The 14933-nt window shown below is 73.2% G+C and carries 15 protein-coding genes; 1 reads left to right on the forward strand and 14 read right to left on the reverse strand.

The window, feature by feature from the left end; all coding sequences use genetic code 11:
* Nucleotides 1–255: 255 nt before the first annotated feature.
* Both ABD234_RS14010 and ABD234_RS14015 read right to left on the reverse strand, forming a co-directional pair.
* The gene (locus ABD234_RS14010) at nucleotides 256–1101 is read right to left on the reverse strand and encodes a sulfurtransferase (RefSeq protein WP_038374775.1); all 846 of its coding nucleotides are present in this window, start codon (nucleotides 1099–1101) and stop codon (nucleotides 256–258) included.
* A gap of 9 nt (nucleotides 1102–1110) precedes the next feature.
* Nucleotides 1111–2295: an endonuclease/exonuclease/phosphatase family protein gene (locus ABD234_RS14015; protein ID WP_038374774.1), complete on the reverse strand. Its 1185-nt coding sequence runs from the start codon at nucleotides 2293–2295 to the stop codon at nucleotides 1111–1113.
* 135 nt (nucleotides 2296–2430) lie between these two features.
* Between ABD234_RS14015 and ABD234_RS14020 the strand changes: the two genes are divergently transcribed.
* Nucleotides 2431–3273, forward strand: coding sequence for an NAD(P)-dependent oxidoreductase (locus tag ABD234_RS14020; protein ID WP_038374773.1), 843 nt, complete (start codon nucleotides 2431–2433; stop codon nucleotides 3271–3273).
* 104 nt (nucleotides 3274–3377) lie between these two features.
* Here ABD234_RS14020 and ABD234_RS14025 read toward each other — a convergent pair whose 3' ends face one another.
* From ABD234_RS14025 to ABD234_RS14080, 12 genes are all read right to left on the reverse strand, one after another.
* Nucleotides 3378–3686 (reverse strand): hypothetical protein, encoded by a 309-nt coding sequence (locus tag ABD234_RS14025; RefSeq protein WP_038374771.1) that lies wholly within the window; start codon nucleotides 3684–3686, stop codon nucleotides 3378–3380.
* Nucleotides 3687–3699: 13 nt separating this feature from the next.
* Complete coding sequence (locus tag ABD234_RS14030; protein ID WP_156954214.1) at nucleotides 3700–5085, reverse strand: TFIIB-type zinc ribbon-containing protein; 1386 nt, start codon at nucleotides 5083–5085, stop codon at nucleotides 3700–3702.
* A gap of 84 nt (nucleotides 5086–5169) precedes the next feature.
* The gene (locus tag ABD234_RS14035) at nucleotides 5170–5433 is read right to left on the reverse strand and encodes a hypothetical protein (RefSeq protein ID WP_051487227.1); all 264 of its coding nucleotides are present in this window, start codon (nucleotides 5431–5433) and stop codon (nucleotides 5170–5172) included.
* The gene (locus ABD234_RS14040) at nucleotides 5430–6662 is read right to left on the reverse strand and encodes a hypothetical protein (RefSeq protein ID WP_051487226.1); all 1233 of its coding nucleotides are present in this window, start codon (nucleotides 6660–6662) and stop codon (nucleotides 5430–5432) included. Before ABD234_RS14040 ends, ABD234_RS14035 begins: the two co-directional genes overlap by 4 nt.
* Nucleotides 6663–6928: 266 nt before the next feature.
* Complete coding sequence (locus ABD234_RS14045) at nucleotides 6929–8137, reverse strand: SHOCT domain-containing protein (protein ID WP_344357383.1); 1209 nt, start codon at nucleotides 8135–8137, stop codon at nucleotides 6929–6931.
* A gap of 130 nt (nucleotides 8138–8267) precedes the next feature.
* A complete protein-coding gene (locus ABD234_RS14050) occupies nucleotides 8268–10064 on the reverse strand; it encodes an ABC transporter ATP-binding protein (RefSeq protein ID WP_038374592.1) in 1797 nt (598 codons plus the stop codon).
* A gap of 63 nt (nucleotides 10065–10127) precedes the next feature.
* Nucleotides 10128–11075 carry a BadF/BadG/BcrA/BcrD ATPase family protein gene (locus tag ABD234_RS14055; RefSeq protein WP_038374590.1) on the reverse strand — a complete coding sequence of 316 codons (948 nt, stop codon included), beginning with the start codon at nucleotides 11073–11075 and terminating at the stop codon, nucleotides 10128–10130.
* A gap of 79 nt (nucleotides 11076–11154) precedes the next feature.
* Nucleotides 11155–11832 (reverse strand): cation efflux transmembrane domain-containing protein, encoded by a 678-nt coding sequence (locus tag ABD234_RS14060; RefSeq protein WP_038374589.1) that lies wholly within the window; start codon nucleotides 11830–11832, stop codon nucleotides 11155–11157.
* Nucleotides 11802–12131 (reverse strand): ArsR/SmtB family transcription factor, encoded by a 330-nt coding sequence (locus tag ABD234_RS14065; protein ID WP_038374603.1) that lies wholly within the window; start codon nucleotides 12129–12131, stop codon nucleotides 11802–11804. Before ABD234_RS14065 ends, ABD234_RS14060 begins: the two co-directional genes overlap by 31 nt.
* A gap of 47 nt (nucleotides 12132–12178) precedes the next feature.
* Nucleotides 12179–13105 (reverse strand): Na+-dependent transporter, encoded by a 927-nt coding sequence (locus ABD234_RS14070; RefSeq protein WP_038374588.1) that lies wholly within the window; start codon nucleotides 13103–13105, stop codon nucleotides 12179–12181.
* A 71-nt stretch (nucleotides 13106–13176) separates the two neighbouring features.
* Entirely contained in the window at nucleotides 13177–13815 is a 639-nt protein-coding gene (locus ABD234_RS14075) for a response regulator transcription factor (RefSeq protein ID WP_038374586.1), read from the reverse strand.
* Nucleotides 13812–14921 (reverse strand): sensor histidine kinase, encoded by a 1110-nt coding sequence (locus ABD234_RS14080; protein WP_198025498.1) that lies wholly within the window; start codon nucleotides 14919–14921, stop codon nucleotides 13812–13814. The genes ABD234_RS14075 and ABD234_RS14080 overlap by 4 nt, the downstream gene beginning before the upstream one ends.
* Between the last annotated feature and the right edge of the window lie 12 nt (nucleotides 14922–14933).

A 14933-nucleotide genomic window follows, 5' to 3' on the forward strand; every position in this document is an offset into this window, starting at 1 on the left:
GCGAAAGCGGCTTGAATTTGCTACGCCAAGAGAGGTATTCTCCGAGCACCTGTTGCGCTGACCGTTAGAACCCGCCGTCGAGAAGTGGAACGCCCGTCTGCAATTCCTGGAGCGCCGCGGCCACGGTCCCCCGGCGCTGCAGGCCTGATCTCATCCTGAGGGCAGGGCAGGCTCCGGGCCGGGCGGGATCCGGCGGTCTCGACTCGAGCCCTGGTCGGGATCAGCGGGCCGGGACGACTCGGTGCGGGAGTCGGGTCAGGGCTGCGGGCCGGTGGCCACGGGGCGCGCAGGATCGGCGCTCCAGCGGGACCAGGATCCGGGGAACAAGCGGGTGCGCCGGTAGCCGGCCCGCTCGAGGGCGAGCAGGTCGTGGGTGGCGGTGACGCCGGAGCCGCAGTAGACGATGACCTCGTCCTCGGGATCCAGCCCGGCCTCGGCGAAGCGCTGGGCCAGCTGGTCCGCCGCGAGGAAGCGGCCGTCCGCGTCGACGTTGCCGGGGAAGGGCACGTTGACCGCCCCGGGGATGTGCCCGGCGCGGGGGTCGATCGGCTCGACCTCCCCGCGGTAGCGCTCGGGGGCACGGGCGTCGACGACCGCGACCTCGCCGGAGGCGACCTCGTCGATGCTCGCGATGGCCGCGGCGGGCCAGGGGCGGTCGCTGAGGTCGCCGGGAGGCGGGGTGACATCGGCCGTGGAGAGCTCGCCGTCCCACGCGGCGAGACCGCCGTTGAGCAGAGCGGCCTCGATGCCCAGCGCGCGCAGCATCCACACCAGGCGGGAGGCCTGGGAGCCGTCGGAGTCGTCGTAGCCGATCACGATCGTGCCGTCGTCCACGCCCGCGCCGCGCAGCACGGCGGTGAGATCCTCGGCCGCAGGCAGCGGGTGGCGGCCCTCGGCGGCCGATGCCGGGCCGGCCAGCTGGATGCCCAGGTCGATGTAGACGGCGCCGGGGATGTGCCCGGCGAGATACGTGTCCCGTCCCTTGGAGCCGTCCAGGGCCCAGCGCACGTCCAGCAGCCGCACCGGGGCCGCGTCGGCGCGGTCCGCGAGCAGGGCACGCAGCTCGGGCAGGTCGATGATCGGGGAGATCGCAGGAGCCATGGATCGAGACTACGCGTCCAGACGCAGGTCCAGGCGCACCAGGCGGTGGTCGGAGGTGCGCGGGGACTTCGCCGCATCGGGCCCGATGAGGGCCCCGCCCGGCTCGGAGGGCCGCGGCCAGAACACGCCGGAGCCCACCACGGTCAGCTGCGAGGTCGGCAGCACGTAGTCCACCCGCAGCGGGCCGGGGCCGTCCGGGGCCGGGGTGAACGAGGCGGTGCGCTCCTCGTGGGCGGAGCCCGTCGGCCGCGTGTCGCGCAGTCGGGGGTGGCTGAGCAGCTGGTCGATCGCGCCGGGCCAGGAGTCGCCGTCCGTGGGATCGGCGTTGAGGTCGCCGAGGACCACGGCGGACGTGCCCACGGGCAGCCCGCCGGCCACGCCGGCGTCGTCCACGATCCAGGAGGCGGCGGAACCGCCGGCGAGGTAGTCGGCCCACAGCCGGATCTCGTCGTGGTTGCGCCGGGCGTTGCGGCGCTCGGGCCCGTCGAAGGAGGGCGGGGTCGGATGCGAGGCCAGCACGTGCAGCACGCTGGAGCCCACGGAGACGGGCACGTCCCAGTGGGACTTCGAGGACAGGCGCAGGGCGGAGATCTTCTCCGGCGAGTAGAAGCTCTCGGGGATGAGGTTGCTGGGCATCGACGCCCACGGGAGCTTCTGGAAGGTGCGCACGTCGTCGGTGCGGATCGGATAGCGCGAGAGGACCGCCATGCCGTACTGGCCCGGGAAGGCGCCGTAGCCGTAGGCGTCGCCCGGGCCTGCGAGGGCGCCGTCGCCGTCGAGGTCCAGCCCGCTGGGCTCGCCCGTGTTCACCGGGGCCGTGTACGCGTAGGGGTAGTGCACCGGCGTCGCGCCGCCCTGGGAGACCTCCAGGTAGTTGCGGCGCAGCAGATCCACCGCCTCGCCGGCCTCGTCGTGGTCGATCTCGTTCAGCAGCAGGATGTCGGGGTTGTTGACCTGGATGACCTGGGCGATCGCCTTGGCCTGCGCGTCCGTGCGGCGCGACAGGTCCCTCACCAGGTCCCCGGCCTTCTCGCGGAACAGGGACACGTTATAGGTCGCCACGCGCACGTCCATCTGCCGGCCCCAGCCGCCCAGGGCAGGCTGCGCGAGAGCTTCGACGGAGGTGAGCGCCAGGCCGGTGGCGCCGGTGGCGGCGGCCGCGAGGGCGTGACGGCGGCTGATCCGAGGCGACATGCCTCCATTGTGCACTCGCCGCCGCGCTGCGGGAAAGCGTCGGTCCGCCCGATGGTCCGCGGCGGGCCCGCGACCGGTCCGCCCGATGGTCCGCGGCGGGCCCGCGACCGGTCCGCCCGATGGCAGACTGCGGGCATGAGAATCGCCGTCCTGGGCACCGGTCGCATGGGGACCGAGCTCGCCCTCCACCTGCTCGAGAACCATGATCTGCGCGTCTGGAACCGGACCCCGGAGCGCACCGCGCGCCTGGCCGAGGCGGGCGCCGAGGTCGCCGCGAGTCCGGCCGAGGCCGTCTCCGGGGCGGAGGTCGTGGTCACCTCCCTGTTCGGGCCCGACGCGGTCCGCGAGACCGTGCTGGAGCCCGCGCTGATCCCCGCGGGGGTGCCCTGGGTCGACACCACCACCGTCTCCCCGGCCGATGCCGAGGAGTTCGCCGCCGCCGTGCCGACCTATGTGGCCGTGCCCGTGGTCGGGTCCCTGGGGCCGGCCCGCGCCGGGAAGCTCGGCGTGTACGTCGGCACCGCCGATGCGGCTCTGCGGGAGCGGATCCTGGATCTGGTCTCCCCGTGGGCGGATCCGGAGCGTCTGCGCGGCGTGGACAGCGCCGCGCGGGCGGCGGTCGGCAAGCTGCTGGCGAACCTCGCCCTGGCGGTGAGCGCCGAGGGCCTGCGCGAGGCGCTCTCCCTCGGCGATGCGACCGGCCTGGACCCCGAGGAGGTGCTGGACATGCTCGGCGGCACGGGCCTGGCCTTCATCGCCGGCATGAAGGGGCCGTTCGTGCGCGGCGAGCGCGGCACCGAGGGCGGGGACTTCAGCGTCAACGCGATCGCGAAGGACGCCCGGCTGCTGCTGGACACCGCCGGGGAGCTGCCTGCGGTGCGCGCCGCCCTGACCAGCCTCGAGCAGCAGCAGGACGCCGGGCGCGGGGAGCATGACTTCTCCGCGATCCTCACCGACCGCCCCTCCCCCGGAGCCTGAGCCCCGGACCTCCGCCCCAGGGGGTCCGGCGGTTCCCCGCCCCCAGGGGTCCGGCGGTTCCTCCGCCCCCAGGGGCCGGCGGTCCCGCTCTCCGGGAGGGGGCCTCAGCCCGAGATCTGCATGCGCCGCACCCGCTCGAGGTGCCGGGACTCGTTGGCGCCTCCCATGCGGCTGCCGCTGACGCGACGGCGATGCTTGATCTTCGCGTCCCGGGTCATCATGTTGCCGACCTCGACCTTGGACTCGCTCTCGAAGCGATAGCGCTTGTCCTTGTTGCGGTAGCGGGAGTAGATCCCCAGGTACACGAGGATCCCGGCGATGGGGCCCGCCGCCAGGACCCCGAAGGGATAGTCGCCGTCCGAGCCGCCGGCCAGCAGCATCGGATCGGCCAGGATCATCAGGTCCGTGATCATCGAGGTCTCCTCCTCACGCGAACATCGACAGGATGCCGCCGCCGACCGCGAGCACGGTGACGATGGTGGCGACCAGGCACGAGGCCCCGATCGCGCGCGGCTGGCTGATGGGGATCGAGCCCATGGTCTGCCCGGTGCGCCCGTTCACGGCGACGTAGTGGGACAGCCTGCCGTCGTACTGGCTGTACAGCCACACCGGCAGGAGCACGGCGACCCAGCGCGCCCCGCGCACGGAGACGCCCTCGGCCTCCCACTTCACGCCGCGGTCGTACTTCCCCAGGGTCGGCTGGGCCCGGGCGCGGGCGATCGCGAGGAACTTCTCCACGACCTCCTCGTCGATGTCGCCGATGTCGAGATCGCGGCGCTCGGAGGTGTGCCCGGTGAGGTAGTTGCTGTTGTAGACGAGGGCGTCCTCGACGTCGAAGGGCTGGATGGCCCGCAGCACGTAGTTGGTCGCCGACTCGTTGCGGTCGCGGTGGTAGCGCGTCGAGGACTGGGTGGCGAGGTCGTCGACCAGCAGGTCGAACTTGCGCGCCACCTGGTAGACGTCCACGTCGTAGTAGGTGCGGGTCTCCTCGCGGTCGCCCACCTTCACGCGTTCGGTGTAGGTGCGCACCGTGTCCTCGCCGGTGCCGGCGAGCTCGGCATGGATGTTCGCGTCGACCATGAGGTAGGGCATGTACACGCCCAGCACGTTCTCCGGCGTGAAGTCCCGCAGGAAGCGCCGGTCGGCGAAGGTGCGCCGGGCCCCCACGAACTCCTTCACCTTCTCGACGGCCTGCTCGCGGCTGAGGAGGAAGGGCAGCACCGCGTCGGGCACCGCGCCGTTGGGCACCTGCGTGTTGATCGACAGGGTCTGGCGGCACCAGTGGCAGCGGGACTGCAGCTGCTCCTCGAGCTTGATCACGACATCGGCCCCGCAGCCCTGGCACTTCAGGGTGACGACGTCCTGGTCCTCGACGATGTCCTCGCTGCCGGCGCCGATGGTGACGCCGCGCAGGTCCTGGATGGGCGAGGTGAAGCCGAAGGCCTCGTGGGCGTTGGGCTCGTTGAACGCGTAGCGGCAGTAGGAGCACACCAGGGCGCGCTGCGGGATGTCGTAGGCGATGTCGCTCGACCCGCAGCGGGGGCACTTGTCCAGCCCGTGCTCCTTGCGGATGCGGGTGCGCTCCTCGAGCGTCGGACCGGAGGGATGGGCCGCCTCCTCGACCTGCGCGAGCAGGTCCTCGGCCGATGCCGCCGGCTCCTGTCCCGCCGCGGGCCCTCCGTCGCCCGCCGGCTCCCCGGGCCCCGGGCCCATCGGACCGCCGGAGCCCGCACCCATCGGCCCAGCGCCCGGAGCGCCGGGGGTCGCCGGCCGCTCCCCCTGCGGACCCGGCCCGTTCACGTCATGGCTCATCGTCGCCTCACTGCTCCCCTTCGTACCGGCTGGACGGTCCCGCGCCGACGGTCTCCCGCGTCGGCGCCATCGGACCAGGATCGGTCATCGGACCAGGATCTTCTGCACGCGCGCCAGATGCTGGCTCGAGTTCGCGCCCACCATGCGGTCCTCGCGCTGGCGGTTGTTCGCCCCGAGGCGGACGTCGCGGCTGCGCAGGTTCGCCACCTCGGTCCGGGTCCCGGACTCGAAGACGAAGCGCAGGGGCACGTTGCGGTGGCGCCGGGAGAGCACCAGGTAGATCACCAGCGTCGTGATCGGCCCGATCACCATGCCCGCGAGGATCATCAGGAGGCCCAGGGCGCTCATACCAGCGCCTCCCCGATCATCAGGAGCAGCCCCAGCATGCCGAGCGCCGCGCCGACCAGGGCGCCGGGCACGCACGAGGCCAGCCACAGCTTCCCCTGGGAGACCGGCACCGACCCCTGGGTCAGCCCCGAGCGTCCGTTCACGGCGATGTAGTGGACCTCGTCGCCCTCCGGCGGGCTGTAGCTGTACAGCCACACCGGCACCAGCACCGTCAGCCAGCGGGTGCCGCGCACGGCCACGCCCTCGTGCTCCCAGCGCACCCCGCGGTCGTAGCCGACGACGGTCGGCTCGAGGCGGGCGCGGGCGATCGCCAGGAACCGGTCCTCGACCTCCTGGTCGACGTCGGTGACGTCGAGGTCGCGCCGCTGCGAGGAGAACCCGGAGAGGTAGTTGCTCGAGAACGCCACCGCCTGGTCGGTGTCGTACGGGGCCAGGGACTGGACGACGTGGTTCGTGGCCCGGGCGACGTTCCCGGCGAAGCTGCGCGCCGAGACCACCGCGAGGTCGTCGATCAGCAGGTCGAAGGACCGGTCGACCTGGTGGACGTCGGCGTCGTGGTAGGTCACGTAGTGGTCGCCGCGCTTGACCTGGTAGGTGCGGGTGGTGACCTCGCCCTTGCCGTGCAGCTCGGCGTGCACGTTGCCGTCCACCACCAGGTACGGGATGTACACCCCGAAGACGTTCTCGGGACGGAAGCCCTCGGTCACGTACGTCTTCGCGAAGCGACGCCGGCTGCCGATGAAGTCGCCGATGCGCCGCACCGCCTCCTCCCGCGACAGGGCGAAGGGCAGCACCGCATCGGGCACCGCACCGGTGGCGACCTGCGAGGAGACCGAGAGCTTCTGGCGGCACCAGTGGCATCGGGCCTGCAGCTGGTCGCTCACGCGCAGCATGACATCGGCCCCGCAGCCCTGGCAGCGCAGGGTCATGAGGCTGGCGTCCTCGCGCACGTCCATCGTCGCCGAGCCCAGCTGATGGCCGCGCAGCAGGGCGATCGGCGCGTCGAGGCCGAAGCTGCGTTCCGCGTTGGGCTCGTTCCATCGGCTGCGGCAGTGGCTGCAGTACAGCGCCCGCAGCGTGATGCTGTAGCCGATCTCCGTGGAGCCGCAGCGCGGGCACTTGTCGAGGCCGTCCGCGACCGGACGGCGAGTGTCGAGCACCGCGGTGCGGGCCATCGCCCGCCGCGTGGCCTCGCCGAGCGCCGGCAGACCGGGCGCGCCCTGGCCCATCGCCGCATCCGAGACCGGCGCCGCGCCGGCCCCCGGGGCAGCGCCGGCCCACGCCGACGCGCCCGCACCCGGGGCAGCGCCCGGCCCCGGGGCGGCGCCCGCACCCGGGGCAGCGCCCGGCCCCGGGCTCACGCTCTGGCCCGGGAGGCCGATGGACGGCCGCCCCGGCATCGGCCCGGCCGTCTGCTGCCCCGGCCTCGGGGCGCCGGGACGCTGACCGGGCGCCGGCCAGGGCTGCGGCCGCGCCCACGACTGCTCCGCCATGCTCAGAGACCGAGCGCCTTCTTCTTCGCCGCGTCGTAGTCCTCCTGCGTGATGAGGCCCTGGTCGAGCATCTGCTTGTACTGCGCCAGCTGCGCGACGGGATCCGCGGGGGCGGCACCCGCGCCCGCCGCGGCGGGCTGCGCCGCCGGGGCTGCGGGAGCGGCGGGGGCGGCCGGGGCCGGCTGCTGGTCGACCGGGCGCACCATGCCGCCGGCGGCGCCCATGCCCGCGCCGAACATCGCCAGCCCCGCCCCGCCGCCGGTCTCCCCGGCGGCCTGCACGCCGCGCGCGGCGGCCTGGTTGACGAAGGACTGCGAGCGGGCGCCGGAGAGCGCATCGGCCTTCTGCACATCGGCCAGCAGCTCCCGGGTGCGCTGGTCGTACTCGATCGCGGCGATGGCGACCTTGACGATCGCGAGACCGCGGTCGCTGGCCCAGCGGTACTCCTCCTCCACCACGGCGGAGAGGGACTGGGCGAAGCCCACCGCATCGGACTGGATGCGGGTGATCCGGTTGCCCTTGTCGGGGTCGTTCACGTAGCGGGAGAACGCGGCCGAGAGCGAGGAGACGACCTCCCGGAACAGCTGCCCGCCGGCGGGATTGTTCACGTCGGAGAAGTCGAAGACCCCGGCGCCGGCGGTGATGAAGGCGGCGGGCACGTAGTTGTGCACGAACAGCAGCGGGTCCAGGATCCGCAGCGTGTACGAGCCGCGGGTCAGCGCACCGACCTGGGTGTTGAGGTAGGCGTCGTCCCAGTAGATCTCCGACTGGGTGCCGAAGCGGTTGTCGGGGATCTCCTTGAGGTTCACGAAGAACGCGAGCTGCTGCGAGGAGGGACGGCCGCCGAACTTGAAGCGCTCCCACGAGGTGCCCACCGTCGAGCCGACCAGGTCGTCCCCGGCGAAGACGGAGCGGGAGTCCGGGGAGTCGGCCCGGAACTCGTAGCCGCCGGCCTCGGTGATGAAGCCCGTGGCCCGGCCGTCGACGATGGTGATCAGGCCGTAGCCCTCGGGCACGAGGATCTTCGAGCCGTTGGAGATGATGTTCTCGCTGCCGCGGGTGTTCGAGCCGCGGCCCGCGTTCTGCCCCTGGGGCACGGACGGGAACAGCGCCGCGGTCGCCGGCAGGCCCCGCGGGACCGTGTGGAAGTCCTTCCACTGGTCCGCGAACATGCCGGAGATCGCGCCCTTGAACGCCTGGATGAAGCCCATGTCCTACCCCTTCGATCGGTGTGTGCTCGGGCACATCGTATCGGGGCGGTCTGACCTCGGCCTGTCCGTCAGCAGGTCCCGCCGGCGCCGCGCGTGCCCCCGCGCGGCGCCGGCCGGAGCCGTGGTCGGCTCAGCCGGTGATGTCGAACTTCGCGAGCGCGCGGGTGCGCCCGGAGTTCTGCAGCTCCAGCAGCTGGGCGTAGATCCCGCCGGAGGCGGCGAGCTCGGCGGGGGTGCCGATCTCGTCGATGTGCCCCTCACGCAGGGTGATGATGCGGTCCACCCCGGCGATGGTCGAGAGCCGATGCGCGATGATCAGCGAGGTCCGCCCGCTCATCAGCTCGTCCAGCCCCTTCTGCACCTGCCGCTCCGCGCGGGTGTCCAGGGCGGAGGTCGCCTCGTCCAGCACGAGGATGGGGGCGTCCTTGAGGATCGCGCGGGCCACGGCGATGCGCTGGCGCTGCCCGCCGGAGAGCTTCAGGCCCCGCTCGCCGATGAGCTGGTCGTAGCCCCCGGGGAAACGGCGGATGAAGCCGTCGGCGTTGGCCCGCACCGCCGCGGCGCGGACCTCCTCCTCGCTCGCGTCGGGCCGTCCGTAGGCGATGTTCTCGCGGATCGTGCCGGAGAACAGGCTGGCGTCCTGGAAGACGACGCCGATGCCCGAGCGCAGCTGCTCGAGCGGGATGGTGCGCCCGTCGTGCCCAGCCACGTCGATGCTTCCGCGCCCGGGCTCGTACAGCCCCAGCAGGAGGTTGACGATCGTGGACTTGCCGCCGCCGGACTCGCCCACCAGCGCGATCCGCTCCCCGTGCTCGAGCCGGAAGTCGATGTCGTGCAGCACGTCCTCGTCGCTCTCGTAAGCGAAGTCGACGTGATGGAACTCCAGGGCGGGGGCGCCGGGCACGGGCTCGAGCCGTGCGGCGGCATCGGGCAGGACCTCGGTGCGCGGGTCGTCGGCCGTGGCCATCACCCGGAAGTAGTCGCGCGACCCGGCGATCGCGCGCTGGGACGCGTCGATCACCCAGCTCATCGACTCCACCGGGGACTTGGCCATGTTCATCAGCTGCACCAGCAGCACCATCTCGCCGAGGGTGAAGTGGCCCTGCACCGTGCGCACGAAGATGATCGCGTAGATCGCGAAGAAGACGACGTTCAGCACCGAGCGGCGCAGCACGTCCATGCGGTGCCAGTGGGAGGACTGCTCGCGGGTGGTCGCGTCGGTCGAGCCGAAGCGGCGGGAGAAGTCCTCCAGCTCGCTGCGCTCGCGCACGAACGACTTCACCACCCGGATCTGGCCGATGACCTCCGCGAAGCGGCCGGAGGCGATGTCGACCTGCTCGTTCTTCTCCCCCTCCAGCCGCTGCCACTTCTTGGAGGTCAGGGCGGTCAGCCACACGTACACCGGGAAGATCACCAGCAGCAGCACCGCGAGCGGCCAGGCGTACCAGGCGCTGATCACGAGCACGGCGGCGGTGGTGATGAGCATCGAGGCGAAGGCGTTGGACATCGTCTTGGCGAAGCCGGTGACCTCGGCGATCGACCGGTTCAGGCGGGCGACGATGGTCCCGGTGATCTCCGTGTCGAACCAGCGCTGCGGCAGGTGGAGCAGCTTGTCGTAGTAGCGCACCGAGAGGATCGTGCGCATCCGGTTGCTCATCACGTCGCCGAACCAGCCGCCGACGTTCGAGATCAGCGTGGTGGCGAGCTCCGCCACGAGAACCGCCAGGGCCAGCACGATCACCGTGCGCACGGCGGTGTCGGTGGGGGTCTGGCCGGAGACGGCGCCGGAGACGGAGTCCGTCGCGCGGCCGATGAGGAAGGGGACGACGAGGGTGGTGGCCGAGGTGAGGATCGAACAGACGACGACGGCGACGTACAGCGGGGTCAGGGAGCGGGTGAAACGCAGGATGTGGAGGAGGGACGACACGCCATGAGGCTACGTGCTGGCGAGGACAGGTGGTGTCCGCCCAGAGCGGACAGGGCCCCCGGGTCAGGGGGCGGCGGTGCGGGCGGCGTCGAGGGCGAGGAGGGCCGCGCCGCCCAGCGGGTCCGCGGCGGCGGGGACGACCTCCGCGGCCACGCCGCGATCGCGCAGCTGCTCCGTCAGGCAGGCGGTGAACGCGTCGCTCAGGGCGAGGGATCCGGTCAGCGCCACCGGCACCGGGCGCGCGGCGATCAGGGGCACCAGCAGCGCGATCCCGTCGACGGTGCGCCCCACCAGGTCGGCGAGCGCCGCATCGGCCGTGGCCGAGGCGCCGGCGAGCGCGGTGATGACCGGGGCCAGGCCGCCGTAGATGCGCTTGACCTCCTGGCGGTCGGTCCCGCCGAGGGCCAGGACCGCCGCGCGCAGCGCCGGCACGTCGGCCGCCCCGAAGCGCTCGAGTGCCCGGGCGACGAAGGGGTCCCCGGCCTCGGCGTCCCCGGCCAGGACCCGGTGCATCGCGGAGAAGGCGAGGTGCCGCGCCGCTCCGGCGTAGTGCTCGAACTGGCCGCTCTCGACCTCGCGGCCCTGCTCGTCGATCGCCAGGATCATCGATCCGGTCCCCGCGACGACGACGATCCCGGCCGCCCCGCCGAGGGCTCCGCGATGCGCGATCACCGCGTCGTTGACGATCACGCGAGGGCACTGCAGACCGGGCAGGCCGTAGACCTCCTCGACCCAGGCGTTGCCCTTCCCGCGGGACTGGTTCGAGCCCTCGCGCTCGTAGCCGGCGGTGCCGACCCCGAGCGCGGCCGCGTCCTCGATCGCGAGGCCCGCCGCGGCGAGCGCGGCGCGGATCGCGCGGGCCACGTTCTCGGCGGCATCGTCGTTGTGCATGGGGCTGCCGCCCGCCCCGGAGACGCGGGAGAGCTGCCGTCCGTCCAGGGCGTAGCAGCCGACGCGGGTGTGCGTGCCGCCGGCGTCCACGGCGATCACGAAGGGGCTCTCGGCGCTCATGCGCGAGAAGGTACCAGGGTGGGGGCGCCTCGCCGGGATCATCGGCCGATGGGCCGGGCGTCCGGGTCGGGGGCGCCGATCAGCAGCAGTCGTGGGGGCGGGCCTGGTCGTCCACCAGTGCCGAGACGGGCTGGGCGCAGGCCTCGCCGCGCCATGCCTCGAGGCCCTCGCGCACGGCGAAGGCGGCGATGACCAGGGCGGCCACGGGGTCGGCCCAGGTCCAGCCCAGCAGCGAGTTCAGCAGCAGCCCGATCAGCACCGCGGCGGACAGCAGCGAGCAGATCAGCGTCTGCTTCGCATCGGCGATCGCCGAGGCGGAGCCCAGCTCGCGTCCCGTGCGGCGCTCGATCCAGGACAGCATCGGCATGACCGCGAGGCTCACGGCCGCCAGGGCGATGCCTGCCCCGGAGTGCTCGGGGGTGGACAGCCCGAGCAGGGCCCGCAGCGCATCGGCCGAGACGATCACGGCGAGCCCGAGGAACGCCACCGCGATCAGCCGCAGGGCCGCCTTCTCGCGGCGGCTCGGATCGGGGGCGGCGAACTGCCAGGCGACGGCCGCCGCGGAGAGGACCTCGACGATGGAGTCGAGGCCGAAGCCGATCAGCGCCGCGGAGCCGGCCGCGGCGCCGGCGCTCAGCGCGATCACGGCCTCGAGGACGTTGTAGGCGATGGTCGCCGTGACGATCAGGCGGATCCGCCGCTGCAGGAGGTGACGGCGCTGAGCGGTCAGCACGTGCACGACTCCCCCGCGCAGCATGCGGGGTCCACGAAGAGCACCAGGCGCAGCATCTCCTCGAGGGCGGCGGCGATCTGCGGGTCGCTGAGCCGGTACCAGGTGCTGCGGCCCTCCCGCACCCCCTCGACGAGCCCGCAGCCGCGCAGGCACGCGAGCTGGTTGGACATCACCTGGCGGGAGACGCCGAGGGCTTCGGCGAGGTCGGAGGGGATGGCGGGCGCCTCGCGCAGCGCCAGCAGGATCCGCACGCGGGTGCCGTCCGACAGGGCGGAGCCCAGGCGGGCCAGGGCCGCGGAGTGGGTCAGGGCGACGGTCTCGATCACGCCGACGACAGTACACGATCTCGTGTACTGTCGCGGCGGGCCGTTCAGCGCTGCTTCGCCTCCGCGACGCCGATGAGGGCGCCGAGGCTGGTCCGCTCCCCCGCCCGGCGCCGTCGCACCGCGCCCTTGCCCAGCGCATAGGGCACCAGCATGCAGAACCCGACCGCGCTGACCAGGAGGATCGCCACGACCATCTCGTCGTGATCGGGGGCGGAGCGTGCCACCAGCAGCGCGGCGGCGATGTTGCGCTGGCTGGTGAGGATCGCCGGGCCGTCGGCGACGGTGAGGGTGGGCCCGGACAGGTCCCCCGCGATCCGGCCGCCGAGGAAGGCCAGGGCGATCACGCCGATGGGCAGCAGGATCACCGGGGAGAGCACGAGCTCGGCGACCAGCCCCGAGTTGGCGCCGAAGCCCGAGAGGAACATGAGCACCGCGCTGACGGCGGCGACGCCCCCGGCGGTGCGGGCGAGGAGGTCGGCGTGCCGCGGCAGCAGGTGCCCCAGACCGATCCCCGCGACCATCGGCGCGAGCATCGTGCCCACCAGCAGGGCGGCCACGTCGAAGGCCCGCACGTCCACGCCCTGGACCAGGAACGGCACGGTGACCGGCATGAACAGCACCGTCCCGACCAGCAGCACGGCCATCGGCCCGGCGACCTCGTCGTAGGGGATCCGGGCCATCGTCCCCAGCTGCAGCACGAACGGCGCGCCCGCCGCGCACAGGGCGATCACCAGCCCCTCGCGCACGCCGAGCGGGGCGACGGGGCTCAGCATGCCGATCAGGACGACGCCCACGGCCGGCACGACGACGAAGTTCGCGAGCGCGACCGCGAGCACGGAGCGGCGGTCCTTCAGCTGCGCCGAGAAGGTGTCCACGGGGGTGCGCAAGCCCATCGAGAGCATGGAGGCGATCGCGAAGACGGGTACGGAGATCGTCACCAGGAGTCGGAGGACGGCTTCGATCGCATGCACCGTCGCAGACTATCTCTCGCCGCAGGGCCGGTGCCGGTCCCCGCTGGCCCGCCGGGCACCGCCGGGACAGGTCACAGCCAGCCGTTGTCGGTCGCCCGGCGCACGGCCTCGGCACGGCCGGCGACCCCGAGCTTCCCGATCGCGGAGGAGATGTGGTTGCGCACCGTCCCCTCGGACAGGAACAGGGTCGCGGCGATCTGCGAGGTGCCGGCGCCGTCCGCCGCGGCGCGCAGCACCTCGGTCTCCTTGGCGGTCAGCGGGCTGGGGCCGACGGACAGCGACTGGGCGGCCAGGTCCGGGTCCACCACCCGCAGGCCCTGCTGGACCCGGCGGATCGCGTCGACGAGGCGCTCCACGGGGGCGTCCTTGACCATGAATCCCTCGGCGCCGGTCTCCATCGTCCGGCGCAGGTAGCCGGCGCGTCCGAAGGTGGTGAGCACGATGATGCGGGGCCGGGCGGCGCCGTCGGCGCGCAGGCGCCGCGCGACCTCGATGCCGTCCTGCGGCCCCGGGCGTCCGTCGGCACCGGTGCCCGGGGGCATCTGCACGTCCAGCAGCAGCACGTCGGGGTCGGTGTCCGCGACGACGTCGAGCGCGGCCGCGGCATCGGCCGCCTCCCCCACCACCTCGAGATCGGTCTCCAGCCGCAGCAGCGCGACCAGCCCGGAGCGGAGGATCGACTGGTCGTCGGCGACGGCGAGGCGGATCACGGGACCCTCGCCACCAGGCGGGTCCCCGAGGGCGTGGACTCCACGTGCAGGCGGCCGCCCGCCTCCTCGACGCGGCGGCGCAGCCCGTCCAGGCCGCTGCGGACGGTGCCGGGCCGGATCCCCGTGCCGTCGTCCCCGATCGCGACCTCGTCGGACCGGACCTCGATGCTGGCCCGGCCGGCCCGGGAATGGCGCACCACGTTGGTGACGCCCTCGCGGATCACGTAGCCGAACAGCTCGGCCCGCGCATCGTCGAGCTCCGGCAGCGCGGAGGGCACCTGCGCCTGGATGCCGGCGGCCTCGAGGACGCTGCGCGCCGAGGCGACCTCGGTGGCGGCGCGCACGGTCCGCATGCCGCTGGCGGTGGAGCGGACGTCGGCCAGGGCCTGCCGGGCGGTCCGCTCGATCTGCTCCAGCTGCTCCCGGGCGCCGTCCGGATCGGCGTCCACCAGGCGCCGGGCCAGCTGCGCGGAGACCGTCACCGTGGTCAGGGAGTGGCCGAGGATGTCGTGGAGGTCCCGGCCGATGCGCTCGCGCTCGGCGACGACGGCGAGCACGGCGTTGCGCTGCTCGGCCGCCTCCAGCTGCCGCTCGAGGCGCTCGCGCTGGATGCCGGCGCCCACACCGAACGCCATGATCAGCGCGACCACCGCCAGGATCGCCGCCGCGTACTGCTCGCCGAGGATCCCGACGACGGCTCCGGCCAGGACCAGGGGGATCAGCGTCGGCACGGCCCGGCGCCACGGCAGCAGCAGCACGTGGGTCATCGCCTGGTAGACGACCAGGTACGCGACGGAGACCCCGATCAGCGGCACCAGCAGGGCGATGAGCAGCCAGCTGGCCAGGTACCAGAGGGCCCGGACCCGGGCCGGGTACAGCGAGATGCCGCAGGAGTACAGGAACACGACGCCGTAGACCAGGAGCACCGCGGTCGCGACGATCATCGGCGCGACGGAGCCGGAGGCGAACCCGAAGCCGATGATGATCAGCAGGTACACCAGCGAGGGCGCGGAGAAGACCAGGCCGCCGGACTCGACGGCGGCCCGGTGGACGCCCCGCATGGTCAGGGGGCGGTCCTCCGGGCGCGTCTGGCAGGTCCCGTCCATGGGGACAGTCTC

This window comes from Brachybacterium phenoliresistens (genome assembly GCF_039530785.1).
Taxonomy (GTDB): domain Bacteria; phylum Actinomycetota; class Actinomycetes; order Actinomycetales; family Dermabacteraceae; genus Brachybacterium; species Brachybacterium phenoliresistens.

Coding starts and splice junctions, on each gene's coding strand:
- ABD234_RS14010 (WP_038374775.1), bottom strand. CDS start 1,101: ATGGCTCCTGCGATCTCCCCGATCATCGACCTGCCCGAGCTGCGTGCC.
- ABD234_RS14015 (WP_038374774.1), bottom strand. CDS start 2,295: ATGTCGCCTCGGATCAGCCGCCGTCACGCCCTCGCGGCCGCCGCCACC.
- ABD234_RS14020 (WP_038374773.1), top strand. CDS start 2,431: ATGAGAATCGCCGTCCTGGGCACCGGTCGCATGGGGACCGAGCTCGCC.
- ABD234_RS14025 (WP_038374771.1), bottom strand. CDS start 3,686: ATGATCACGGACCTGATGATCCTGGCCGATCCGATGCTGCTGGCCGGC.
- ABD234_RS14030 (WP_156954214.1), bottom strand. CDS start 5,085: ATGAGCCATGACGTGAACGGGCCGGGTCCGCAGGGGGAGCGGCCGGCG.
- ABD234_RS14035 (WP_051487227.1), bottom strand. CDS start 5,433: ATGAGCGCCCTGGGCCTCCTGATGATCCTCGCGGGCATGGTGATCGGG.
- ABD234_RS14040 (WP_051487226.1), bottom strand. CDS start 6,662: ATGGGCCAGGGCGCGCCCGGTCTGCCGGCGCTCGGCGAGGCCACGCGG.
- ABD234_RS14045 (WP_344357383.1), bottom strand. CDS start 8,137: ATGGGCTTCATCCAGGCGTTCAAGGGCGCGATCTCCGGCATGTTCGCG.
- ABD234_RS14055 (WP_038374590.1), bottom strand. CDS start 11,075: ATGAGCGCCGAGAGCCCCTTCGTGATCGCCGTGGACGCCGGCGGCACG.
- ABD234_RS14060 (WP_038374589.1), bottom strand. CDS start 11,832: ATGCTGCGCGGGGGAGTCGTGCACGTGCTGACCGCTCAGCGCCGTCAC.
- ABD234_RS14080 (WP_198025498.1), bottom strand. CDS start 14,921: ATGGACGGGACCTGCCAGACGCGCCCGGAGGACCGCCCCCTGACCATG.